Genomic DNA, 25,045 nt, shown 5'->3' with positions numbered 1-25,045 from the left:
ACGTCCGACGGCAGGGGTACATCCCCTAGGCAGAGGTGCTGGCGAGGCATTTTCGTCACACGTCCAGGTGATTCGTGGTGTGCTGTTCCGCGTGGCTTTCATCATGAAGAACAGCACCCCGGCGGCGGGCGCGGAGTCGCCGATGGCCCTGTTCGAGCAGTTGAAGGGTCGCCCTGGAGCACCGGGCGATCTCCGTGCGCGTCAGCGAGGCGTCCTGTGCGCGTACATGGAGAAGCTCGGGAGCAAGGAACTGGCGTTCGAGATGCCCACCGGGTCGGGGAAGACCCTGGTGGGCTGTCTGATCGCGGAGTGGCGGCGTCGCAGCAGGAACGAGCGTGTGGCCTACCTGGCGCCGACCCGACAGCTTGCCCAGCAGGCCGCCCGGCTAGCAGAGCTCTACGGCGTCCCGACTGTGGACCTGACCGGTCCACACAAGGAATGGGCCCCTGCCGCGAAGCAGCGATTCCTGCTGAAGCAGGCTGTGGCCTTCGCGACGTTCAACGCGGTGTTCAACTTCAGTCCGAAGATGGCGCCGCAGGCCCTCGTCTTGGACGACGTGCACGCGGCAGAGAGCCCGGTTGCCTCCACTTGGAGCGTGCGCATCCAGCGCGACCGGGAGAGCACGACGTATGACCAGGTCGTCGAGGTGCTCACAGGTTGCGGTGCCTTCAGCGCCGCCGTCGCCAGGCGGCTGCATCACCGCACAGCGGGCCGCGTGTACCTCGCGGGCGTCGCCGAAACGGCGTTGGCCGCTTCCAAGCTGGAACAGGTTCTGGAGCGCGCTCTGGAGCACGAGCCGCAGTGGCGGTTCGCCTACGAGAAGCTGGGGCACAGCGGCCTGGCGGCGTGCCTGGTCTACGCGAACAGCGACGAGGTCTTCATCCGGCCGGTGGTCCCTCCCACCCTGTCGCACAAGCAGTTCGAGGACGCTGCCCAGCGCATCTACATGTCAGCCACCCTCGGCGACGGCGGAGAGCTGGAGCGCGCCTTCGGACGACGGCGGATCGATCGGATCGAAGTAGACCCCGCCGCTCTCGCCCCCGATACGGAAGACGACAACGGCGAGGAGGGCAACGGCCGGCGCTTCTTCTGCTTCCCTGGCCTCACCCCCGGCCTCGACGACGGCAGGCTTCCCGGCTTCGTGCGCGGACAGATCGACGCCTTCGGCAAAGCCCTGGTGATCGCCCGCAGCGACACGGAGCGCAAGCAGTTGGTCGAGGCGGTGGCTCCGGCCGGCATGCCGAAGTGGGCTACGGGCGAGTCGGACGACGCTCCCGACGAGTTCCGCGATGCCAAGCGCGGGCTGCTGGCCGCCGCCAACCGGTACGACGGGATCGACCTTCCCGGCGACACCTGTCGGCTCGTCGTCATGCACGGCTGCCCCACCGGTGCTCACCTGCAAGAGCGGTTTCTCTACGAGAGCCTGGGGGCCGACGCGGTACTCAACGAGCGGATCCGCACCCGACTCATCCAAGGAGCCGGAAGGGCGACCCGCGGCAGCGAGGACCGCGCGGCGATCATCATGCTTGGCCGCGACCTGGAGCACTTCTGCGCGACCCACCTGGACACCATGCCCGCCGAGATCCGCGCGGAGATCAAATTCGGCCTGGAACAGGAGGGCTCCTCAGAGGTCGACCTACGGGAGGCTCTCGCTACCGTCTCCGCCGGGGATGACGACTGGACCAAGGTCGACGAGTTCGTCCGTGATCGCGAGCAGACCGATGACCGGCCACACCGTGTACCGGAGGGCACACCCCAGTTGCAGGCCGCAGCCCGGTTCGAGGTCGAGGCTGCCAACGCGGCGTGGCACCACAACTGGGAACAAGCCGCGGAACGAGCACGCAGGGCGATCGAAGCGCTCGCCGGCGGCGACGGCCACTACCGTGCCCTGTGGCAGTACCTCGCCGGGGCCTGGGCCGTCCTGGCGGCACAAGGCGCAGGTGGGACCCATTGGGTGGGAGTGGCGGACCGGTCCTTCGACGACGCGCGCGTATCCGCGCAGGGGACGCAGTGGCTGAGCGAGTTGAACCTCGAGGCGGCAGCCCTCCTGACTCCGGACAGCCAGGCCGAGGAGACCGCACCCGATCCTCTCGACGAGTGGGTGATCGACCAGATCACCGGCCACGCGCTGCGGACCAGCATGAAGCCGCTGCCGCCGGAGCAGAAGATCAGGGACGGGCTGTGGCAGACCGACAGCACCCTCTTCGAGCACGGCTTGACCGCACTGGGCGAGCTGATGGGGGCCGACGTCCTGCAACGCTCCTCCGCGGACTCCGAGCCCGACTCCGTGTGGATGTTCGGCGAGCACTTCTGGCTCGCGATCGAGGCCAAGTCCGAAGCCACAGGCCCCAAAATCGCTTCCAGAAAGGTACGCGAGGCACTGACACACCTGAACTACGCGGCAGGGGTAACCCACCGCGAGGTCCCCGAAGGGTCGGTGATCCTGTTCGTCACTCCCCAGACGGATGTGGCCCATGACGCCAGGCTGGTCGCCACCGACAGCCCACTGTTCCTGGTGGCACCCGAACCGATCCAGCAGATCGCGGAGCGAGTACTGGGCGCCTGGGGAGCGATCCGGGCCCAGACCAGCCGGCTGACGCCCGCAGAAGCCCGGCCCGTAGTCGCAGACCTCCTCAGCAAGCGACAGGCTCTCCCCAGCCAGTGGCTCGCCATGGTGACCACCCTCCCGATCACCATGGCGTAGCGCATGGTCGCCACCCCGGCAGTGCCGCCGCGCCAAACGGCCTCGGCGGCGGATGTCGGGCCTGGGCCGCTACGGTTTCCGGCGGAATGTTCCTCATCCGGCTCGCCCTGGTCCTCGGCCTCGCGTTCGCCCTCGTCGGGCCAGCGGCCGAACGGTCTGATGCGGCCCGAGCCTTCGGCTCCGAGTACGCCCGGGCCCTTCGTACGGTGCGGCGCCGGGATCACGCATCCTCCCCCTCGCGTCTCGGGCCTGCGCGAGCAGCGCCGCCAGACGTCGTTCGTCTGGTCCTCGGCTGTTCAACGGGCGTGTGCAGCACGTCGTCGGTGGCGGGGCCCGCGACGCCTTCTCCAGCTACAGCAACGTCGAGACTCCCGTTCGCCACGCTGTGGTGACCGTGGCGGTCGGGAGAATCCGCGCATCCAGCCGAGATCGTTCGCAAGCTGGTCCTGCACACTTCCTGACTGGGCTTCAGGGGGAGCCGCCTGGGGGAGTCGAACCCCCGACCTACGCGGTTACCCGCAAGATCGTGACGGAGCCTGCCGGGCAGTGCCACCAGATCTCGTTTCCCCTGGTCAGAAGCTTGTCTCCTTGATCGGCATGACAGCTCCTCCCCCTGGTGCCACCCAGTCCGCTCACGCAGCGCGCACGTAAGTGAGCCGCCTGAGGATCGCGAATCCGCAGGTCCCCACTGTCTCCCATGAGCGACCACCCGTACGTGTGATTGCACGTGGCGTGTTCCCGGTGTGAGCTGTTGCCATGCATCGCTGGTCTCCCCTGAACGAACGACAGCGCGCTCTGCTCGGCCAGATTGCGAGCGACAAGAAGTCCGAGGAGTCCTGGGAACCCGGCGAGTGGCGCTCCGCCTACGCGCTGCGCGACCGCGGGCTGCTGACGATCAAGCGCAGTGGGGGTTCGGTGGATGCGCGCGTCACCGAGGCGGGCAGCTTCTACGTCCAGCACGGCCATCATCCGGACGACCCCGCACACGCCGGAGAGAAGAAGATCACCAAGGGCCAGGAAGCGGGCAGTGCGCGAGCCCGTTCCTACGCCGACAGACCACTCGCACTCGCCCGTCGGAGCAAGGCGAAGGAGCTCGTCCAGCGACTCGTGGCAGACGGACGAGTCACCATCACTGAGCCCGACGAGGACACGGTGACGGAGTGGCGCCGCGTGATCGACTATGCGAAGCGCCATGGCCTTGTCCCCGACGGCAGACGCATCGAGAAGCTCCGCATGTGGAATCGCGACCTGCAGATCTCTCTGATCTCTGGACCACACCCCAATTCGCGCCGAGAGCGGTCGGACGAGGCTCCGCCGGTCCGCGTCCCCGCTCAGTTGCGTTCCCCGCATCCGGTCGTGGCTGCGCTGGACAAGGACAAGGGCCGCCTCGTCATGCCTGGCCCACTCCGTCGTCGTTCGCTGCTGATTCTCCAGGGTCTCGCCGCCGAGGCAGCACGTCGTGGGCACACGGTGAAGGATCACGGCGTTGCCGCCCGGCACCACGACCGTGCGTACACGTACAACGGACGGCACTACCCATCCGGATACTCCCGGCGCGAGGGCGAACTGGACTTGGTCGTGAGCGGCTTCAGCTACACCGTCACGATCCAGCAGGAGTCTCCCCAATCCACCGATTCGGAGCGCTCGAAGCGCCTCGAGATCGAGCTCGGCGGCAGGCGCCACGCGCGGCAGTTCCGCTGGGCTGATCGCAAGCGCTGGGTTCTGGAGGACATCCTGGGAACCGTCCTCCGGGAGGTCGAGACCCGCGCCGTGGAGGACGCGCAACGGAAGGCCGCCGAGGAGCGGGCCAAGGCCGATCGCGAGGTCCGCTGGCGAGCAGCCATGGGGACGGCGAAGGAGATGGCTGTCCAGGAGCAGTTCGCCGAGGTGATCCGCGCACAGGCTCGCCAGTGGCAGGAGGCGGCGGACCTGAGCAGGTACTGCAGTGCTCTGGAGCGCCGACTGGAAACGGCAAGCGGAGAAGATGACGCAGAAGTGGCCTCGGCGCGACGGTGGCTGGTCTGGGCACGCGACTACGTCCAGAGCCTCGACCCGTTGGCGCGCCTCCCTTCCATGCCCGCCGCTCGTGAACCGAAGCCCGAAGAACTGGCGCCCTACCTGAACGGTTGGAGCCCGCACGGCCCCGAGGCACACCGGGGGTGGCACGCGTTCTGAGAACAGATACCACAGGATCATCCACCGGGGACGCGTGAAGACATCCGAGTCGTGACCGCGAGAGGTGGAGCCCATACTCGCCGCCTCCTCCCGACCGACGCCAGTCTCAGCCCCGTTCCAAGGAGATGCGAGTGCGCCGAACCCCAACCCCCGTTCAGCGCTGCTCCCGTAGCATTTACTGACGATGGGGGGTGTGTCGCCCGAAGCGGACGAACGCACGCAGCAGTCCCTCTGAGCCAAGGAGCGCGTCCACCCGGTTTCACCGAGCCACTGGGACGGTTACGCTCCGAAGGAATATCGTCACGGGGAAGCAGAGCCGGGCCCATATGAAGTACGACATCGCCGCCCCCGAGCCGGCGGGCATGGTGGCCTCGCTCAGCTCGCTGGGTTACTCGCTGCCGGCTGCCGTCGCCGACCTCGTGGACAACAGCATCTCCGTCGAGGCCCGGACCATCGACGTGGAGTTCACCTGGGCTGGCTCCAGCTCCTGGATCGCGGTTGTGGACGACGGCTGGGGCATGACCGCCGAGGAGCTCGTCACGGCCATGACGGTGGCCGCCCGCGGCCCCGGGACGCTGCGCTCGGCCACCGATCTCGGCCGATTCGGAGTCGGCCTCAAGTCCGCCTCGTTCTCCCAGGCCAGGCAGCTCACGGTGAGCTCGGCCAAAGGGAGTGGGCAGTGGCACACCCGGACCTGGGATCTTGACGTCGTCGAACAGTCGGGCCAGTGGCGGCTGCTCCACGACGCGGACACCGACACCATGACCGTACTGGGCAGGCTCCGGGGGGATTCCGACCATGGCACCATCGTTCTCTGGCGGCGGCTCAACGGATACCACGCCGCGGATGTGAGCACGGGTGACGAGGGCACCCAGAAGCAGTTCTACGCCGAGGCGACGCGCACCGAGTCACACCTCGGCATGGTCTTCGCTCGGTTCCTCACCGGTACCCGGCGCCGTGACCTGCGGATTCGCGGAACCACAGTGGCACCCTGGGATCCCTTCCTGCGCAACCACCCCTCGGTACAGCCCCTCCAGCCGGAGGAACTGCCGCTGGGTGACAGCTCGGTTCGAGTCGAGGCGTTCATCCTGCCCGGCTCCCACCGGCTCAGCTCGGAGGAGTACGCCCAGGCAGCCGGTCCCGAAGGCTGGCTCGACCAGCAGGGCTTCTACGTGTACCGCCGGAACCGGCTGATCCTCGCCGGTGACTGGCTGGGGCAACGCGGAATGCGCCGTGAGGAGAAGTACAACCTGGCGCGCATCGCTGTGGACATCCCTGCCGAGACGGACGCCGAGTGGAGCGTCGACGTGAGGAAGTCGAGCGTCGTCCCACCCGTCGCTCTCCGGCCGCATCTCAACCGCATCGCGCGCAAGGCCCGGTCGACCGCGGCGGACGTGCTCCGGTACCGGGGACAGGTCGCAGCCCGCACTCACGGCGATCCGCTGTCGTACGCATGGCTCGTACGCCGCCCCGAAGGCAGAGTCACCTGCAAGATCAACCGCAGCCACCCACTGGTCCAGGCCGCTCTGCGACCGGGCGGCAACACCAGCGCCGACGTACGTGCGTTGCTCCGTCTCCTTGAGGAGACGATCCCCGTCACGGCGCTGCGCGTCGTGCACGAGACCGACAGCAGTGACGACCCGGAACCGTTCGGCGGTCCGGGCCCGGCTGACGACGCGGCGGTCGCAGTGGCACAGCGCATCTACGAGTCCCTGATCTCGGGTGGCCGTTCCCCGTCCGCCGCCAAAGATCGGCTGCGGACCATGCAGCCCTTCGACCAGCTGCAGGGTTTCTGGAGCAGATGACGCATTGTCAGTGGCCGTCCCTACGCTCCCAGACATCGACTTCGTCCGACCGGAGGTTCCACGTGAGCGACGTTCCCGACGATCCCATGGCCAAGGCCCGGCGCTTGGTTCTCAGTTTCCTGCCCCAGGACCGGCAGCCGAAGTCCGACGAGGTGTACAACGCGGTCAACGTCATCTTCGGCATGATGGCCGCGCAGGGTGAGTCCATCGACCGGGACGTGCTCGTCAAGGAGATCGAGGCCCTGACCGCCGTCTTCCAGGAGCGGTCCCTCGCCCTCACCGAGGGCGAGGGCCACGAACCATGGCTGCCCGAGGCGAAGAACGACCGCGACTGGGACTTCTGGGAGCGCTACCGCAGGTACCTGGAGGACGTGGTCAACCTCCCGCCGTGGGTCGTGCGCCGGCTGGACCAGAGCTCGGACGACGTACTGAGCCAGCTGGAGGACCCCCACCGCCCGGGTCCATGGCGCCGCAGGGGCCTGGTGATCGGCCAGGTGCAGTCGGGAAAGACCGGCCAGTACATCGGGCTCACGGCGAAAGCGGTGGACGCCGGCTACCGCTTCATCGTGGTGCTCGCAGGCATCCACAACGACCTCCGCAGCCAGACCCAGCTCCGGATCGACGAGGGGCTCCTGGGCTTCGACACCCAGAACCAGAGCCGCTCGGACGAGAACGGGCGTTCCCGTGCCATAGGCGTGGGCAAGATGCCGCTGGTCAAGAAGCTCAAGATCGCCTCACCGACCAACAGCGGTGAGAAGGGGGACTTCGGCCTCGCGACGGCGAAGGCGATCAACTTCCCCCTGGGGGACTTCCCCGTCGTCCTCGTCGTCAAGAAGCACTACAAGATCCTCGAGTACGTACGCCAGTGGGTGCTGGACGTGCACGGCGTCGAGGACGAGAACGGCGACAAGGTCATCAGCGACCTGCCTCTGTTCGTGATCGACGACGAGGCTGACAACGCCTCCATCAACACGGTGCGTAACCCCGAGGCGGACCCGACCAAGACCAACGCGGCCATCCGCAAGCTCATGAAGAGCTTCGACAAGTCCGCGTACGTGGGCTACACGGCCACGCCGTTCGCCAACATCTACATCGATCCCGAAGCGGACAATGCCAAGGCTGGCGAGGACCTCTTCCCCGCCAGCTTCATCCGCAGTCTGCCGTCCCCGTCGAACTACCTGGGTCCTGAGCGGGTCTTCGGCCTCCAGGTGGAGGATGAGGACGAGGACGACGTGCAGGCCCTGCCGCTCGTCCGGCACGTGGACGACAGTGACGCCTGGCTCCCCTCCGGTCACAAGTCGGGTGACGTCCCCGCCGGAGACCTCCCGAAGTCCCTGCGCGAGGCGCTCCTGTCGTTCGTGCTCTCCTGCGCCGTCCGCCGGGCCCGGGGGCAGACGAAGGTCCACAACTCCATGCTGGTGCACGTCACCCGCTTCACCGCTGTGCAGAATCTGGTGCACGAGCAGGTCCAGGACCATCTGCACCTCGTCGTGGACATGGTGCGGGACCGCTACGGGAAGGGGCCCGAGATCCGTGCCGAGTTCCGTGACCTGTGGGAGAGGGACTTCGTCCCGACCACGGACTGCTTCGAGGCCGAGCAGGCCGAGCGGCTGACCTGGGAGAAGGTCTCCGACCAGCTCCTTCCGGCCCTCCGGAAGATCCAGGTCAAGACCGTGAACGGCTCCTCCAAGGACGCCCTCGACTACTACGACAACCGCAGGAACGGCCTCTCGGTGATCGCCATCGGAGGGCAGAAGCTCTCCCGCGGCCTCACCCTGGAGGGACTGACGGTCAGTTACTACCTGCGGCCGTCGAAGACGTACGACACGCTGCTGCAGATGGGCCGGTGGTTCGGCTACCGCCCCGGGTACGAGGACCTGTGCCGCCTCTACACCATGCCGGCTCTGGAGGACGCCTACGTGGAGGTCACGGCCGCCACCGACGAACTGCGCAGGGAGGTCGAGGAGATGGCGACCCTCGGTCTCACCCCGACACAGTTCGGTCTCAAGGTGCGGGCCTCCTCTCTGGGCCTCACCGTAACCGCGGCCAACAAGATGCGGCAGAGCACGAAGATCATGCTCAGCTACTCGGGCGAGGGGCCGGAGACCGTGATCTTCAATCTCGTGAAGAGCACCGTGGAGCGCAACTACCAGGCCCTGGAAACGCTCGTCCGTCGCATGGACGGGATCACCAGGCCCGTCCCGGCCGAAGCGCCGAACGGCAAGATCCGATGGGACGGTGTGCCGGCGGAGATCGTCTCCGAGTTCCTGACCTCCTACGAGACCGACCGCATGGCGCAGCGCGTCCGGCCGAGGCTCATCGCGAAGTACGTGGATCAGTGCACGAGGGTCGGCGAACTCGCCAACTGGACGGTCTGCCTGGTCGGCAGCACGACGTCGGAAACACCTGAGGAAGTCGCCGGGCACACGGTCGGCCTCGTGACGCGTAAGGCACTCAATCCCAGGTTCAGGGACGAGGGTCGGTACACGATCCGCAGGGTACTCAGCCCGCCGGACGAGATGATCGACCTCGACGACGACCAGAAGAAGGCGGCCCGAGAAGCCGCCGCGAAGGTCGCGAAGCTGCAGGACAAGCAGTCAGCTCCCAAGACTCCGGCCGGCCCGCACATCCGGCGGCAGCGGCGGACCGACCAGGGGCTGCTGCTGGTCTACCCCCTCGCGGTGTCGGACGCGTCCGACGCCGGTCAGAAGACCCCCCTCGTGGGGTTCCAGCTGAGCTTCCCGCACTCCGAGTACCAGTCCAAGACCGAGTACGAGGCCAACTCCGTCTGGCTGCAGGAGGACATCTACACCAAGGATGAGGAGGAGGACGAGGCGTGACGGTCACCGACGTCACCGAGGGCGAGTGGCAGGAGCTGGAAGGTCCGCAGGACGTTCCGGGTCGCTCCAGTATCCGCATGTACCCGGATTCCCCGCTCGACATCTTCCTCTCCGTCTCCCACCCCGGTCGGCAGCGCATGCTGGTCCTCCGTGCGGACGCGCGCTCCGCCGACCCCGTCGTACGGTCGGTCGGCCGTCTGCCACGGGCTGCCGGGATCGAGATGAACCTGTGCGCGGTCTCCCGCCTGGAGTACGAGCTGCAGGTGATCCTGACCGAGAACGCACTTCGGGAGGTGTTCAACCCACTCGTCGCGGACGTGGCAGCCACCGCGCAGGCGGCTTCGGGCGCTGCTGACGCCCTGACCGCCGCCGTGGCGCGGTTCGGCCGGTGGCAGGACCTCCTGCGTGCCGTCAGCACGAACGGACTCAGCGCCGAGGCGCGGCGTGGGTTGTACGGCGAACTCCTGTTACTGGGAGACACCCTGATCGCGGAGCTCTCCCAGTCCGAGGCAGTGGACGCCTGGACCGGTCCCACGGGGACCAACCAGGACTTCCAACTGTCGGACGTGGCCATCGAGACCAAGGCCAGCACCGCCAAGCGACCCCGGAACATTCGGATCGCGAGTGAGCGGCAGCTGGATGGCACGGGCACACCTGCTCTGCTCCTCGCCCTCGTGCAGCTGGACGAGCGGCGAGGTGGGTCTGGCGAGAGCCTGAACAGGCGGGTCGATCGCATACGGGAGCAGCTCACCAACCCCGCCGCTCGAGCTCGCTTCGACGGACTGCTCATCCAGGCCGGCTACCTGCCGGCTCATCGGGACTGCTACGACGAGCCCCGGTTCAGCGTGCGGGACCTGCGCTTCTGGCATGTGCGAGATGGTTTCCCCAGGCTGACCGAATCCGATCTCCCCGAAGGGGTCGGCGACTGCTCGTACCACGTGAGCACCTCGCGGCTGGACGCCTTCCGCGCCCAGCTCGACGAGGTGCGGGAGATGATCGAGGGATCCCATGGCTGAGCTGGACTTGGACGAGTTCTCCCGCGGCTTGGTCGCCGACGTCCAGGCGACGGCCGACGCCGAGGGGACGACCACCCCCGAGGCGTTCACCAGGCGAGTCTTCGAGGACCTCGAACAGGCCGGCGTCGTGTCCAACACCTTCACCGCCTACCACAAGGCACACGGACACGAGGTCCACGGCTACGGGATGGGGGAGTCGGGCGAGTCTCTAGACCTGTTCGTCACGGACTTCCACCTGGCGCCGCTGGAGACCAAGCTCACCAAGGCACAGACCGAGACGTTCTTCAGACGGCTCCTGACCTTCGCGGCCCGCTGCCGCGAAGGGCTGCAGCAGCACATCGACGAGTCCTTCGACGTGTACGACATGTGCGCGGCGGTCGAGAAGTCCCTCACCGAGGTGCAGCGGATCAGGCTCTTCCTGCTCAGTAACCGTGTCAGCACCTTCACCGAGGTGCCGGTGTCGGACCTCGACGGTCTCCCCGTGACCCACGATGTGTGGGACCTGGCCCGCCTGCACCGTCACGCGACGTCGGGCTCGCTCGGCGAGCCGATAGTGGTGCCCTTCTCCCCTCCCCTCCCCTGCGTCGCCGCGCCCTCCTCGGAGGAGGACCACTCCGTCGCCTTGGCGGTGATATCCGGACAGATGCTCGCGGAGCTGTACGCCGAGTACGGCACACGGCTCCTGGAACTGAACGTCCGTTCCTTCCTTCAGACCCGTGGCTCGGTCAACCGCGGAATCCGGGAGACCCTCCTGCACGCGCCGGGCCGTTTCCTGGCCTACAACAACGGAATCACCGCGACGGCGTCGCAGGTCGACTTCGTGACGGGCCCGACCGGCGAGCCCACCCACATCTCCCGTATCCACGGCCTGCAGATCGTGAACGGGGGCCAGACGACTGCCTCGCTTCACTACGCGCTCACCCGTGACAGGGCCGACCTGTCCGACGCGCGGGTGCAGATGAAGCTGACGGAGGTGGCTCCCGACCGGCTCGCCGAGATCGTTCCGAAGATCTCGGAGTACTCCAACACTCAGAACCGGGTCACCCAGGTCGACTTCAGTTCCAACCACGACTACCACGTGGAGATACAGAGGATCACCCGCTCCCTGTGGGCCCCCGCTGCGGACGGCAGCGGTCAGGAGACGCACTGGTTCTACGAGCGTGCGCGCGGCCAGTACACGGACGAGCTGGCGAAGGCCCGGACACCTGCACGGCAGCGCCAGTTCAAGAAGCTCAACCCTCCGAAGAAGAAGTTCACGAAGGCGGACCTCGCCAAGTTCGTCCACTCCTGGCACCGCCTCCCGTACCTGGTCAGCCGCGGGGCCCAGAAGAACTTCGTCGAGTTCATGCTTCGCGTCGAGGAGGCCCCTCCCCGGGTCGACCTCCAGTACTGCCAGCGGTTGATCGCCATGGCAGTCCTGTTCAAGGCCGTTGACCGCATCGCCGCCATCCACGGTGCCGGCAGCCACAAGAGCATGATCACCACCTACACCACGGCGCGCCTCTCCCTGGCCACGGACCGCCGGATCGATCTGGACCGGATCTGGCGCGACCAGGCGGTGACACCCGTCTTGGAGTCCGCGATCCACGACCTGTGCCCCAGGGTCATGCGGGCGGTGACCACCCCGCTGGAGGGGAACCATGTCGGGGAGTGGGCCAAGAAGGTGGCCTGCTGGGACGCGGTGTCCGCGGTCCCCTGGACAACACCGCGCGCTCTGTCGACGGAGCTGCTCGACAGCCCGCTGGACGAGGCCGCGCTGTCCGGCGGAGCCGGGACCGAGTCCGGAGCGGCAGAGGAGGCGGCGCTGGTCCCCGCCGACGAGTGGTACGCGATCGAGCGCTGGGCCAAGGAGACGCGCGCCCTCGAACCGTGGCAGCGGCAGCTGGCGCAGTTCGTCGGCAGGCGACTCGAACTGGAGCAGGAAGTCCCCGAGGTCCAGGCCGTCCAAGCACTGCACACCCGCATCGAGGCACTACGTCAGGGGTTCAACCCGGCCCCTTAGGAGACGAGTCCAGGCGCTGACGACGGCCCGGAACCGGCACACCACGCGGTCAGAGAGCCCCCTTCTCGACCAGGTCCCTGACCGCGTCCCCGGCGCGCCGCAGCACAATGCGCCCATCACCGTCGCTGAAGGCGACCAGACCTGTCCCCGGCGAGAGACCGGCCTCTGCCAACAGTCCCAGCGGCAACTCGACACGGCCCTGGTCATCGACACTGACCTCGGCTGGTTCACGAAGCATGAGGAGAGTGTGGCACCCTCCTCCCGGAGGACGTCGACAGGCTGGGGCTGGGATCGTGGCCGAAGCAGGTGGAGTGGCACCGGGGAGACAGTGGGTCTCCACCGTGAAGGGCGAACACCTTCGCGGTCGACTCACGAGGAACACCAGGCCCGAAGTGGCTCTCAGGAAGGCCGTACACCGACTGGGCCTGCGGTTCCGCCTTCAGCGCCGGATCGCCCCGCGCTGCACCGCCGACTTCGTGCTGCCGAGGTACGGAGTCGCCGTCTTCGTCGACGGCTGCTTCTGGCACGGCTGTCCGGAGCACTGTCCTGAGGAGTTCCAGGGCCCCAACGCGGCTCTCTGGCAGGAGAAGATCGCAGCGAACAGGGAGCGGGACAACCGTAATACCGCGGAGGCCACGGCAGCCGGTTGGACCGTGGTGCGGATCTGGGAGTGCGCGATCCGGCGTGACACGGATGGAGCTGCTCGGCGAGTGGCGGCCGTGGCCCACGAACCGGAACAGGCGGGCAGCGTCCGCTCACGTGGCGCAACGAGTCAGAGCACGCGGACGCGAGGGTGAATCCCGACGAAGCCGATGAGGGATCCGCCCCAGCCACGTCGAAGGCAACGTATGGTCGCTCAGCGACCGCTCTCCACGCCTTGGAGCAGGCGATCGTGAGGCGCCGAGAAGCTTTCGACGCCCTGCCCGCCCCAACGTGGGTTGAGGGACTCGACGAGAGACTTGAGCACGTCGACGAGTACTGAGGGGCGAGTTACTCCCCTGCGACGGCCAGAGTCAGCAAGTCGTCTGACAACTCTCGACGACGAGCGCAGTGAGCAACGAGCGGACAGTCTGAACATACGGGTTGGGTGTCCCGGCACAGATCCGAACCGATGAGTCGGATCGCCGCCATACGCAGCGGCGCATCGTTCCCCGCACCCACCAGCTTCACTAGGTTGACACGTCCCTCACTGAGCCGATTCGCGTGATCTTCGTCGGCGCCGTTAGCCCGCGCCGCAACTCGCAGGGTCCCCGTCCCGACCAGCATAAGGTCCTCGCCGATCAGCAGCATGTACAGGGCTTCCTCGGACGGCTTCATGGACAGCTTGCCTGGCACCTTGAGCTTTTGGTCCAGCCGCCAAGCGTTCGGCTTGTCGACCAGTGGCGTCAGGCGGTCCACTCGCGCGCGGGCGGGCTTCGTGGGTGCCGCCTCGACCAGCTTCCTGAACGTTGTCGAGGTCAGGGTCTTCGACTTCCTGACGATCTCCATGATGTCCGCCATGGCGTCCGGCCTGACCTTGGCGCCGGACAGTATGGCCACGACGGCTGCATGGAGCGGCACTGGCTCCTCACTCGGGAGCTGATACCAGTCCGCGCCGGCCCGTCGTCGTTCCGCCCATTCGGTGAGAGTGTTCCGGATCTCCCGCCATCGCGGCTGGAGCCCGGACGTACCGTCGGAGCCGTCGTCTGGCTTCAGCACCTCGGCAGCGGCCTTACCCAGCAACGGGGGCACAGCATTGCCAATCTGCCGGAAGGCGTCACTCCGGGTACCCGCGAACCGGAACCGGTCCGGGAAGGTCTGCACGCGAGCAGCCTCGCGCACGGTCAGCGTCCGCAGCTGCTCCGGGTGGATGTACCAGTAGCCATCCTTGGCGATGTGGGCCGTAATGGTACGACTGAGTTCGTTCCAGGCCAGCTTCTTGTACCTGTCCGTGTACTTGTTTGGGTTGTACCGCTGGTACTGCTTCTCCTTCTCGCCCAACTTCTCGTGCAGCTCGGAGTACTTCGTGGTTGAGTCCATGACCTGGAAAATCCGGTAGTCGTCCGGGCGGACCCTTCGGGTCATGTGGTCCCAGATCACACCGCGGGTCGCTCCGTCCCGCATCTCCTCCGCGAAATCCGAGATCTTGCGCGGCTTGCGGTAGCTCAGCTTTCGCTGCCCGACCCGCTCGGTGGCGACGACCTCCAGCTCCGGTAGGTCGCCGATCGCGTCACGCAGCGTGGTGCGCCGCCCGTCGGGCTCACGCCAGGTGAAGTCTTCGACGTCCCTCCTGGCGAGGAGGATGAGGCGTTTCCGGTGCTGCGGAACGCCGTAGTTCCATGCGTCGACCAGCCGCACCTGCGTCGCGTAACCAAGTTCTTCAAGCTCTTCCTCGATAGTCCGGATCACGAAGAAGTCGTCATGGAGCCCCATGTCGGGAACGTTCTCCATGAGAACCGCCCGCGGCCTGATCCGCTTGACCATGTCCAGATAGGCGCTCCACAGCTCCTTCCGGCGGTCCTCCGGATCCCGCCCGTGGTTTCTCACCAGGTCACGGATCTTGTTGCGCCCAGCCCTGCTGAAGGGCTGACACGGAGGTCCCCCTGCGACAAGATCGATCTTCGCGGGCCCAAGGATCGTCTCCAGCCTGTCCCGCTCCGCGGGGTCACCAAGATCCATCCGCAGGCTCATGCCGGGGAAGTTGGCTCTGTGGGTCTCAAGTGCGCGCTCGTCAGTGTCCACGGCAGCGGCCGTGGACCATCCAGCCCGCTCGACGCCCGCACTCAGACCGCCAGCACCGGAGAAGAGGTCGATGGCCAGGCGCCTACCCTTACCGAAACTCTCCAGCCAGTCCTGGAAGGACTCCGGAGTGCAGCTGTGAGGGTGGGAAGGCAGCTCAAGGCAGTCACTGCGTTCAAGAGGTACTTCATAGTGCCCCTTACTCACAGCACAATCCTCCGTAACGCGTGACATGAACGAGCACCAGGAGAACACAGACGCGCTGGTGAAAGCAAGGTTTTCCGCAGGTCTCCCAACCGGATGTGCAGAGCGGGCGGTCGGTGTTTCTCCGATGCCAGCCACGGTCATCGCAGGTCCTCCGACCCGCGGCTTCGAATCGTTGCTCTGTGCCCCAAGGTGATCGATCATAGTGGAAGTCACCGTCAGCGCGTGCGCTTAGGGCGGGTGTGACGCGACACCACCTGCCCGCCGTCATGACAACGACACAACACCGGTGAAGACACGTTCGAATCAGGAACGTGCGCTTCGAGGCAACACCTGGGCCGACTTGGCCCCAGAGCCCTGCCCTTCCGGTTCGAGCTTGCTTCGCTCACCTCGCCGAAGGCCACGCGCGCCAAGGGCGTGGAAATGGCGCACGTCGGCTCAGAGGTCGCGCGGAGGCCCGACGCCCTGGCGCTCGATCGCCTTGACTACGAGCCGGCTTCCGGCTCCGCCCCATTTGGCGTCGGCGCCCAACTGCGGTGCGGTCTCATCGGCTGCGTGGTTGTCCGGGCCTCTGCTCGGACTGCTGCCATTGCGCCGGCATCGCGCACTGCAGGGACCGTGCTGCTGTGACCGCTGTCGCCCGATCATTCCATGAGGATCACCTCGGCGAGCAGGTCTCCGAGGGGGTCGTCGAGGGCTTCGGCGAGTGAAGTGGTGACCGAGAGACGGCCGAGCTCGATCCGGATCGAGGGCCGACCGACGCTCGTCCGTCCACCTAACCTCGCGGGCAGGGTCATACGTGCCGATACCGGCTGGAACATCGACGTGATGTGGCTCCCAAGAGGCGCCGTGACCCGGTTCCTCCCCGCCGGTACGATCTTTCCGCCCTAATGCGCCGAAGGAGCAGGGGTGACGCAGGAGAACGCAGACGAGCGAGCGCGGGCGTCGCCACGGCGATCGTCGTCCATGAGGGCCGTGTGCTCATGGTGCGGCGCCGCGTCAGTGAGGGTCAGCTCTCCTGGCAGTTCCCAGCGGGCAAGATCGAGCCCGGCGAGAGCCGCGAGGACGCCGCCGTGCGCGAGACGAAGGAAGAGACCGGTTTGGAGGTGGCAACCGTCAAGCTTCTCGGCGAGCGGGTCCATCCGAAGACGGGCCAGCTGATATTGAACACGGCCTGCGAGGTCGTGGGCGGCGCGGCCTACGTCGCGGACACCGGCGAGCTGGCCGAGCTCGTGTGGGTAGCCCTTGCTGACATCCCCGCCTACATGCCATATGGGCTCTACGAGCCGGTGCAGCAGCACTTCGATACAACTCTGGGATAACTCCTCGGCTGGACGGGCTGTATCGGGATCTACGTTCGGCGCGCGATGCCCTTCGCAGCCGTTCTGCTGTCGGCGGGGGCGGTTGTTCCGCCCTGCAGTGGCGGCAGGGCCAGTTGGCCGCGTGCAGACGTCGCGCCACCCGTTGGCCGTTCTTCGGTGGTGGTGCAGAGGCGGTGTTCAGTTCGCGCTGGGCGGCAGCAGTGGGTGAGGTGCGTCGATGAGGCGGATCGCTTCTCCGAGCAGGGGGGCGAGCAGGTGGCATTGGGCCGTGTCGAGGGAGCGGGGGACCTCCCGGAGTAGGAGCATCGCGGTGTGCCGGGCCAGGGCCGTGAGGTCCTGGTCGTGGTGGGCCGGGTTGGTCATGCGGTGGAAGGCGTGGAGGGCCGGGGTAGTCCAGCCTCTGGTGCGTGTCGGGTTCGGTGGCGGGTAGTTCAGGGTGAGAGCGGACGGGCTTGCCGTCGCCTCACCGTGTGCGGTGGTGAGGAGATCCTCGACGTGCCACCAGCCGACGAGGTGGCTGATCATCATGCGCCAGTCCTGGTGGAGGCCGGACCACTCCCAGTCCACCAGGTGCCAGCGTCCCTCATCGTCAAGAAGGATGTTGCGCGGCTGCGGGTCGCCCTGGCACGCAACGTGGACCGCAGGCGGGGGGATGCGGCCGAGACGTTGGAGGAGTCCTTCGAGGGGGCCGTGGTCGGAGCCGTTGACGAGCACATGGGCCCACAGCGGCACCTCCAGCCCCTTCATCTGGAGGGTGTGGCGCAGCCCGGCCGTGCCCCGCCGCCAACGCAACGCGTGCTTCCGGGTCGCCTGCGCCGGATGGAAGCCGGGCCGCGCGGAGTCCTCCCACACCTGGCTGAGGGTGGTGACGACGTCCTGCCACACGTCCGGGGCGGGGCCTTCGGCGCCGTGGCGCTCGACGGAGTCGGCGAGGGTGGTGGGGGACGGGCAGCGCGTGACGAGCGTGTCGGTGCCCTGGAGGTTGCCGGCGAAAAGGACCTCGGGTAGGCGACGTGGGAAGTACGGCTCGATGCTTTCGCGTGCCGCGGCCTGGGCGCTGGCCGGGACGCGCGGTTGGAGTGAGGTCTTGACCGCCAGGAGGTCACCGCTGGGCTGTTGGACGAGGCGGACGGTCGCCCCCGAGGAACCGGTATGGAGGGTGCGGATGATGCGGGCGGTGCGGAAGCTGCTCAGCTCCCGCACCGGTAAGCCCGAAGCCATGATCCTCCTGAAAGTGGTGTGTCAGGTCGGGAGGGCTTCCCTGCTCTTGCGGGAGCGCTCGGCCTTGCGGCGTAGCTGGTTGTAGGCCCCGGTCAAACCCATGGCTTTGCGGACGTCGAAGACGACCTGCTGCACTTCGCGGCGGGTGCGTTCGGTGCCGTCGACGATGATCTCGTCGACGAGTCCGCTCTGGCTCTCGTAGTGGGCGCGGCGTTCGCGCATGGGGTCGAGGTAGCGGTTGACGGCGGCGGCGAGTTTGTCCTTGACCTCGACGTCCCCGACCGTCCCGGCCCGGTAGCGGCCTTTCAGGTCCTCGACTTCCGCGCGGTTGTCGTTGAAGACGTCGTGGTAGATGAAGACGGGGTTGCCCTCGACGGTGCCGGGGACGTCGGCACGCACGCGGTTGGGGTCGGTGTACATCCCGGCGACCTTCTTGCGGACCTCGTCCTCGCTGTCGGACAGGTAGATCACGTTGCCGATGGACTTGCTCATCTTGCCCTGGCCGTCGGTTCCCACGAGCGTGGGTACGTCGCTCTCCACGAGGTCGGGGACGGGGAAGATCTCGCCGTAGAGGTGGTTGAAGCGGCGTGCGATCTCGCGGGTTACCTCGACGTGGGCGTGGTTGTCCTTGCCGACGGGTACCACGTGGGACTTGACGCACAGGATGTCGGCGGCTTGCAGCACCGGGTAGCCGAGCAGGCCGTAGGGCATCTCTTCCTTGTGTGCGTCGCGAGCCATGTCCTTCAAGCTCGGCACCCGCTCCAGGCGCGGCACGGTGACCAGGTTCTGGAAGAGCGTGTTGAGCTCGGTGACTTCCGGGACCGCCGACTGGAGGTAGAAGGTGGCGCGCTCCGGATCGATGCCGGCGGCGAGTTCGTCCAGCACCATCTCACGTGCGTTCGCGGAGATCTGTGCGATGTCCTCGCGGGTGTTCTTGGTGGTCAGCATGTGCAGGTCGGCGATGATCAGGAAGGTCTCGTACTGGTGCTGAAGCTTCACGCGGTTGGCGAGGCTCCCCACGTAGTGACCGACGTGCAGTCTTCCTGTCGGACGGTCTCCCGTGAGCATTCGCTGGTCAGTCATGAGGGTGAGCGTGCCTTTCGCGTGATCGTCACAGACGGAGTCGGTCAAGGCGCTCATTGTCACCCCCGGCCGCCTGCTGGAGTACATCCAATACCGGTGCATGCACGGGTTGTCGACGAGGTGCACCTGCATCCAGCCAGATGGCCCTCGCCCAGCGCTGCCGTCGAGGTCCTCGCCTCGCCTGTCTCCAATGCGCAGGTGAGGGGGGCTGGCCAGGTGCCGGTCCCTCTTGACAACACGCTCGCCTTACTCGGCGCGTGGCGTACTTCGAGCTGCCGTAACAGCGTGGTGAGCCGGTCGTCGACCTGGTGGTGGCGTGCCCGCGGCCCGGACCCCCTCGACGACGCTGTCGGCATGCTCGTCCTTGCACTGCCCGCACAGCACCTGACCGCTCCGGCAACGCTCCAGAGCCGACTGTGCAGTGGTGCGCGAGCACGCCAGCTCGATCATGGCGAAGGCGGAGCAGCGCACAGGGTCGCCGCCGAGGTCCCGCTGTGCCTGGGCGGTGTGCCGCCCTCCGGTCACCGCGCGCCGGAACTTGCGGCGGATGGTGGCCTCGCCGTCGTCGCCGAACACCACCGATGCCTCGTCATGCACACTGCCCCGTTCGCCTGCGCGGCGCAGACTGGGGAACAGTCTGCGGTACAGCAGTGTGGGCGGCGGTCTGCCCGTCGCACGGGCGAGGCGGGGCAGCAACGCGGCGTGCGGCGCCTGCAACGCGTCCACCAATGCCACTCCACCGCCGGGGGCCTCCTCCGAGCTGTGCAGGTAGAAGCCCAGCATGGCGGCCAGATCCATGAAGACGCTCGCCGGGGTGCTGTCGTCCCAGCCGTAGAGCCGCCGCAGCTTCTCCACCCGTAGCGCGTCGAGCGCCTGGTGCTGCACCTGCCGCAGTGCGGGGCCCTCCCGGCAGACCTCCATCTCCGGCGGAGCCGCGGCGTAGTGCTCGACGGCGGCTCGGAATTCCTCGATCATGGAGCCGGCTGCGGCCGAGTCGAAGACCAGCAGTCGGCCGCCTGCGGCAGCCAGCCGTGCTGCCGTACGCGCCAGTCCCAGATGTCCAAGGTGCAGCCGGTCCCCGGCGAATCCGACACGGACCGGAAATCGCTGCTCCGGTCCGGCCGCCCAGGCGCCGACGTCGAAGCGCTGCCACGCCCACACCTCGTCCGGCTGGGGGAACTGGTCCCGCAGGGGCCAGCCGTCGCGGGAGACGGGACGCAGGGCGAACTGCCTTACCCGTTTCTCCTCTTGCTCGGCGGTCCGGCTACTACAGGTGGCGTGCCAGGCGTTCAGGGAAACCTCCTTCACCCTGTCGTCACCCCTGCCCCAGGCTGCTCGCCCTCGGCGATCCGCAGCACGACAGCCCGTGCCTGCAACTGCTCGCGGTGCGGGGCGTGCGTGTCCGTCTTCGCGAAGTACGTGTCAGGGAAGCTGGCATCGGCCCGGTGACACACCGCTCCGAACGCCCAGAACCGGGCGGCGCAGCGGGCGCGCTCTCGCGCCGGATCACCGACGGCATGGCGGCCTGTGTAGGACCAGCGTCCGCTGCGGCAGGGCGCGATGTACCCAGCGGTGCGCAGCGCCTGGACATACACGCGGCGTTGATGCCCCCAGACGCGTCGCCACAGCTCTCGGTCTCGGGCCAGCCGCGCAAGGTATCCGGCGAAATCCGGGTACAGGTCCAAGAACGCCAGGTAGCCGTGGGCCAGCAGCTGGTCCTTGCTGTGCAGGGTCTGGCCGCTCTCCGCCGCGATGGCCTCCGCCAGAGGAGCCAGGAACCGAGCGGTGCTCTCAGCTAGACGCCCCTCATTCAGCGGGCCGTCGGTGAGGAAAGGGCTGAACAGCTTGAGGGTGAAGTACCCGCCGAAGCGGCGCTCCAGACCGTCTGCCCTCAGGTCCTGGTAGGAGAGCACATAGAGGGTCACGGGAGTCGTTCCCCAGGACCCGTCCCGGCGCTGCGGAGGGTGGTACGCACTGCCGTCGTGCAACAACAGCGCATCCACGTCACTTCCACCGCGCCCCTGCCCCAGCGGCATGCTCCCGTAGAACACCCACTGCCTGCCGCTGTACGGCACATCGGTGACGGCTGGTTCAAGTGCTACGACAAGACCGGACATCCTGTCCTCGAACGAGGGGTCGAGCACCTGGTCAACGTGCTCCCTCATCGCGTCAGCCACGCTTCTACCTCGCCCAGCCAGCGCCCTTCGGCATCCGCCAGCACACTGGGGATATTCCGTGTACGGGCCGCGCTCACATTCCCCGGCTTGTCGTCTACGTACAGCGCCTGCGACCGCTCCGTGCCGCCGCGTAGAGCATGTTCGAAGGCGGCGGGGTCCGGTTTCAGCAGCCCCGTACGGCTGGAGACGCACACCTCATCGGCATAGCTGAGGACGCCGGTGGCGTCGAGACGGGGCAGGAGCCACTCGTGGCGGTGGTTGGAGAGCACGACGAGTCGCGCGCTCCGTGTCCACGCCGGGAGGCGGCGTACGGCGGGCATCGCGCACATGGCGGTATTGAGGATCGCTCGCCACGAAGGCAGTGGACGTTCTGCCCCGCAGGCGGTCGCGAGGTCCCGCCAGAAAGCGTCCTCCGCCAAGCGGCCACTCCACAGCTCGTCCCGGAAGCTCTCCTTGAACACCGAGGCCACGAAGTCTGAGGACACGCCGCACGAGGCAGCGACTGCCGCGAACAGGGGGCGGGTCGGCTCCCCCAGCAGCACCCCACACGCGTCCAGAAGCAGCGTTGGGCGTGCGTCTGGGCTCGGCCGGTTCACGGCAGCACCCAGCCCTTCCATGACCCGGTCACGGATACGTGACCCCTCCGGAGAGCGAGCGAGTCAACACAGAGCGTGCGGTTTCTTGGCCGGAATTCATCCCTTGCACGCGCCACTCGTGGGGGCCGCAGCGCAGCTGCTTCTCGCATGTGGTGATGCACGACGCATAAGCGCTGATCACGCGGAAGCTGGCTCAGCCGTCGGTATCCGCGGTGATGGGCCCGCGGGCGAGGGGCACTTTGATTTCGCCCTTGAATGGGGCCGCGGTGGGGAATGCGGGCCAGGTCCAGTTGCTGTGGTCGCATGGAACGGTTCCTTCGGGTCAGGCCGCGAGAGCGGAGGCAGGGGCCAGTGCCCGCCTGAGGGCGGGAAGGTGGAAGGTGGCGAGAAGGGCGGCGTGGTCGGAGACCTCGCGGACCCCCTCGTTGTCGAGGACTTCCAAGCGGGTGAGGGTCTGGGCGATGGCCGGGGTGGCATAGAGGCGGTCTATGCGCTGTGGCGGGCCCTGGTCGGTGCGGGTGAGAGAGGCGGTGGGAGTGAGCGCGTCAGGCTGGCCGAGGAGGGTTGCGGCGTGGTGACCGAGTTCGGTGAACACCGGTGACCGTCCATCGTGATCGCCCGCGAGGATCTCGTCGGGGGCGGTGTCAGAAACCCGTATGCCGTCGCGTTGGTGGGTGCGGTGCTCGAAGTGGGAGCGGTCGCTGACCACGGACCAGTCGGGGAGCGGCGCCTTCTCGTGCTGAGGCCGATGGGGGTAGGAGTTGCAGTCGCCGCCGAGGATGGCGGCCATGCCGGGCTTGCCCAGTGTCGTGAGGCGTTTGGCCTCGCCGGCCCGTCGGGCGGGGTCGAAGGAGCACAGGTGGAAGGAAGCCAGCGACAGTTCACCTACGGCACCCTTGAGGCGGATGACCGGGTTGCACGCCGGGTGCCACATGGCGGTCGTGTGCGTGAAGCAGCGAGTGGTGGAGCACAACGTGGGGTCGAGGTAGACCCCGGTGGGGTTGGGGGACTCCGGTGTAGCCGGAGCCAGGTGCGCGGTGAACGGCGGCCTGCCCTGGCCGCCGAGCCGGGCGGCTTCGGCCCACAGAGCGCGACCACCGTGCTGGTGGGCGTGAGTGAGTTCCTGCCTCAGCACCACATGCGGGCGCAGCAGCGTCAGGATGTCCATGGCCAGATGCCACCGCTCATTGCCGCCGTCACGGTCGGTCCCGTTGTGGGCCACATTCCAGGACACGACACGGAACTCTTCGGACGCTGAGGGCATCAGTGCCTCTCCCTTTCCTTCGCGGTGAACCGTGGTGGGGCTGCCAGGTGCTCTCGGCAGCCACGTGGGACCCGTCTGCCGATGCCGGGGGAGGACACCGGCAGACGGGAGCTTCAGCGGCCGATCTGGCGTGCCAGGTCGGTTGTGGTGCAGTCGGTGAGTTGGCGAACCATCTGGGAGGCCAGCACCCAGCGGGAGCGGGAGTCGCGGTAACCGAAGACCGCTTGGTGTTCCTCGGGTGTGACCGCCTCCAGGCCCCGGCGGGAGTCGTAGCGGTAGCGAGCGCCGATCACCCCGTACAGACGAGGCAACCCCGCCCGCACCGCGACGTGACCCCGGGCCAGGAGAGGGCACAGATCGACCGCGAGGCGGGCGCAGCCCGGACACAGCGGGGGATGCGCGGTCAGCATCCCCTCCGGCCACTCCGGCGGCACACTGCCCTCGGCTGCGGCCGGGAGCGGGAGAAGGAACAAGTAGCCTTCGCGGGTGCGCTCAGCGCGATGGGCGCACACCTGGCAGCGCAGGCCGGTCATGGTTTCCCGCTGACGTGAAGGATGCACCTCCTTGAACTGCGGCTTTCCGGCCGGGCGGCCAGAAGGGTCCCGGGTCTGGGAGCAGCGGCCCCACAGCACACCCCTCAGATCACGGTCCCCCGCCACCTCCGCCCGGTAGCACAACCCGGCGCCCCCCGGCAGCACGCTCAGCATGGACTCGGACGCACCCTCCTCCCCCGCCCGGCGCGCAACGTAGGGGATGAGCGGAGGGTGGGCGGCGTTGCTCACGCGGCTGCTCCCGTCCCAAGCACGCCTGACCGGTGCGGGGCGATGACGGTCCCGTCCGGCAGCAGTTCCCCGGTGTCGTCGAAGAGCAGGACGCCGTTGCACAGCAGGCTCCAGCCCTGCTCAGGGGCGCACGCTGCCAGGTGGGCTGCCTCCCGGTCAGAGGCCAGGGCTGATGGACACGAGGGACGATGCGCGCACATGCGGATCTCCGGTCGCAGGTTGCGTGGGTGGGGAGGGCAGAGTGCTGGAGGCCGGGCGGTGACTCGGGAGAGGCGATTTCGGGCTGTGCGTCGAGCCGGAGGGTGGCCAGCGGTGCCACGGGGGGAGGTGCGCTGGCATCTCCGGCCCGACGCGGTCTCGGAACGGAGCGAGGGTGATCGGTTGTCGCCGAGCGACCCGGAATCCGGATCGATGAACGGATTGGTGTGTACGGCCGCAGGGCCGGCTGGCCCCGAGGGCCGTGTCCGTCGATGGGTCACTGCGTGGACTCTCCGTGTCGTCGCTCGGGTAAGCGCTTTGGGGCGTAGGCGGGTCGGGGGTCGGCTTCAGTGCACGTGGAGGCGGCGGCCGGCGGAGGGCGTCGCGCCCGTCGTGTCCCGGCTGGTGTGCTCCTCATGGAGGATCAGGGCCCAGACGTCCTTACCGGCGGCGTGAGAGGAAACCCCGAAGTCGTCTGTCAGGGAGCGAAGCAGCGGGATGCCGCGGCCGTTCTCGTCATGGAGGGAGGGGTTCACGTCCCGCGGTCGGCGCTTGTCGTGGTCCCGCACGTTCACGCACAGACCGCTCGGTACGCGCTGGACGAGGAGTTGAGCGCTCTTGCGGCCTGACGCGTCCGGAGCGACGTGCTCAACGACGTTGGTCAGCAGTTCGTTCACGGTGACGAGCGTCCGGTCGCACAGGTCCTCAAGGTCGGTGCCCCACAGGCTCAGGTGGTCGGCGACGATGCGCCGCACCCGCCACAGCGCGCTCGGCGTCAGATGTAGCCGCATGTCGAGCTGGCCCGGGAGGCTGTTCGTCGCGGCTCGCACGGCAACGTCCTGGACAGCGGGTTCGGCGAGTTGCTCCATCGCAGTTCCGTCCGTTCTGCCAGAACCCCGTCGGCGAGGCTCAGTTGCGGTGTGTACTGATTGCGAACC

At 67.6% G+C, this 25,045-nt stretch carries 19 protein-coding genes and 1 pseudogene; 8 read left to right on the top strand and 12 right to left on the bottom strand.

What is annotated here, in order from left to right; translation table 11 throughout:
- Nucleotides 1-79 precede the first annotated feature (79 nt).
- The 6 genes from H299_RS0110540 to H299_RS0110515 all read left to right on the top strand — a co-directional run bounded on the left by H299_RS0110540 (nucleotide 80) and on the right by H299_RS0110515 (nucleotide 12,542).
- A complete protein-coding gene (locus tag H299_RS0110540) occupies nucleotides 80-2,704 on the top strand; it encodes a DEAD/DEAH box helicase (RefSeq protein WP_027748383.1) in 2,625 nt (874 codons plus the stop codon).
- A gap of 756 nt (nucleotides 2,705-3,460) precedes the next feature.
- Nucleotides 3,461-4,879: a hypothetical protein gene (locus tag H299_RS0110535; protein ID WP_027748382.1), complete on the top strand. Its 1,419-nt coding sequence runs from the start codon at nucleotides 3,461-3,463 to the stop codon at nucleotides 4,877-4,879.
- A 326-nt stretch (nucleotides 4,880-5,205) separates the two neighbouring features.
- Nucleotides 5,206-6,684, top strand: coding sequence for an ATP-binding protein (locus H299_RS0110530; RefSeq protein ID WP_027748381.1), 1,479 nt, complete (start codon nucleotides 5,206-5,208; stop codon nucleotides 6,682-6,684).
- A 62-nt stretch (nucleotides 6,685-6,746) separates the two neighbouring features.
- On the top strand, nucleotides 6,747-9,524 hold the full coding sequence (locus H299_RS0110525; protein ID WP_027748380.1) for a Z1 domain-containing protein: 2,778 nt from the start codon (nucleotides 6,747-6,749) through the stop codon (nucleotides 9,522-9,524).
- On the top strand, nucleotides 9,521-10,540 hold the full coding sequence (locus H299_RS0110520) for a PD-(D/E)XK motif protein (protein WP_027748379.1): 1,020 nt from the start codon (nucleotides 9,521-9,523) through the stop codon (nucleotides 10,538-10,540). The genes H299_RS0110525 and H299_RS0110520 overlap by 4 nt, the downstream gene beginning before the upstream one ends.
- Nucleotides 10,533-12,542: an AIPR family protein gene (locus tag H299_RS0110515; protein ID WP_027748378.1), complete on the top strand. Its 2,010-nt coding sequence runs from the start codon at nucleotides 10,533-10,535 to the stop codon at nucleotides 12,540-12,542. Before H299_RS0110520 ends, H299_RS0110515 begins: the two co-directional genes overlap by 8 nt.
- Before the next feature lie 49 nt (nucleotides 12,543-12,591).
- Here the strand turns inward: H299_RS0110515 and H299_RS0110510 are convergent, their stop codons facing one another.
- Nucleotides 12,592-12,780 carry an AbrB/MazE/SpoVT family DNA-binding domain-containing protein gene (locus H299_RS0110510; protein ID WP_027748377.1) on the bottom strand — a complete coding sequence of 63 codons (189 nt, stop codon included), beginning with the start codon at nucleotides 12,778-12,780 and terminating at the stop codon, nucleotides 12,592-12,594.
- Between H299_RS0110510 and H299_RS33340 the strand changes: the two genes are divergently transcribed.
- Entirely contained in the window at nucleotides 12,779-13,339 is a 561-nt protein-coding gene (locus tag H299_RS33340) for a very short patch repair endonuclease (protein ID WP_078512615.1), read from the top strand. The genes H299_RS0110510 and H299_RS33340 overlap by 2 nt on opposite strands.
- 193 nt (nucleotides 13,340-13,532) lie before the next feature.
- Here H299_RS33340 and H299_RS33335 read toward each other — a convergent pair whose 3' ends face one another.
- A complete protein-coding gene (locus H299_RS33335) occupies nucleotides 13,533-15,467 on the bottom strand; it encodes a DNA cytosine methyltransferase (RefSeq protein ID WP_037758473.1) in 1,935 nt (644 codons plus the stop codon).
- A 641-nt stretch (nucleotides 15,468-16,108) separates the two neighbouring features.
- Nucleotides 16,109-16,285 carry a hypothetical protein gene (locus H299_RS39580; protein ID WP_158692313.1) on the bottom strand — a complete coding sequence of 59 codons (177 nt, stop codon included), beginning with the start codon at nucleotides 16,283-16,285 and terminating at the stop codon, nucleotides 16,109-16,111.
- Nucleotides 16,286-16,373: 88 nt separating this feature from the next.
- On the opposite strand from H299_RS39580, the pseudogene H299_RS33330 reads away from it, so the two are divergent.
- Nucleotides 16,374-16,786, top strand: a pseudogene (locus H299_RS33330) (NUDIX hydrolase).
- Nucleotides 16,787-16,963: 177 nt separating this feature from the next.
- Here H299_RS33330 and H299_RS0110485 read toward each other — a convergent pair.
- The 9 genes from H299_RS0110485 to H299_RS37500 form a co-directional block, all read right to left on the bottom strand.
- A complete protein-coding gene (locus H299_RS0110485; protein ID WP_158692312.1) occupies nucleotides 16,964-18,007 on the bottom strand; it encodes a protein kinase family protein in 1,044 nt (347 codons plus the stop codon).
- A 21-nt stretch (nucleotides 18,008-18,028) separates the two neighbouring features.
- Entirely contained in the window at nucleotides 18,029-19,090 is a 1,062-nt protein-coding gene (trpS, locus tag H299_RS0110480; RefSeq protein WP_027748374.1) for a tryptophan--tRNA ligase, read from the bottom strand.
- A 246-nt stretch (nucleotides 19,091-19,336) separates the two neighbouring features.
- Nucleotides 19,337-20,398 carry a hypothetical protein gene (locus H299_RS0110475; protein WP_027748373.1) on the bottom strand — a complete coding sequence of 354 codons (1,062 nt, stop codon included), beginning with the start codon at nucleotides 20,396-20,398 and terminating at the stop codon, nucleotides 19,337-19,339.
- Nucleotides 20,395-21,234 (bottom strand): hypothetical protein, encoded by an 840-nt coding sequence (locus tag H299_RS0110470; RefSeq protein WP_199782424.1) that lies wholly within the window; start codon nucleotides 21,232-21,234, stop codon nucleotides 20,395-20,397. Before H299_RS0110470 ends, H299_RS0110475 begins: the two co-directional genes overlap by 4 nt.
- Before the next feature lie 17 nt (nucleotides 21,235-21,251).
- Entirely contained in the window at nucleotides 21,252-21,596 is a 345-nt protein-coding gene (locus H299_RS39575) for an HAD hydrolase-like protein (protein WP_158692311.1), read from the bottom strand.
- A gap of 589 nt (nucleotides 21,597-22,185) precedes the next feature.
- On the bottom strand, nucleotides 22,186-23,127 hold the full coding sequence (locus tag H299_RS33320) for an endonuclease/exonuclease/phosphatase family protein (RefSeq protein WP_037758471.1): 942 nt from the start codon (nucleotides 23,125-23,127) through the stop codon (nucleotides 22,186-22,188).
- Between the two features lie 113 nt (nucleotides 23,128-23,240).
- Entirely contained in the window at nucleotides 23,241-23,909 is a 669-nt protein-coding gene (locus H299_RS33315) for a hypothetical protein (protein ID WP_037758470.1), read from the bottom strand.
- Entirely contained in the window at nucleotides 23,906-24,109 is a 204-nt protein-coding gene (locus H299_RS40375; RefSeq protein WP_078512613.1) for a DUF5999 family protein, read from the bottom strand. Before H299_RS40375 ends, H299_RS33315 begins: the two co-directional genes overlap by 4 nt.
- Before the next feature lie 345 nt (nucleotides 24,110-24,454).
- A complete protein-coding gene (locus H299_RS37500) occupies nucleotides 24,455-24,937 on the bottom strand; it encodes an ATP-binding protein (protein ID WP_158692310.1) in 483 nt (160 codons plus the stop codon).
- Nucleotides 24,938-25,045: the final 108 nt, after the last annotated feature.

This window comes from Streptomyces sp. CNH287 (assembly GCF_000424825.1).
This window is presented reverse-complemented; position numbering and strand designations above follow the sequence as displayed.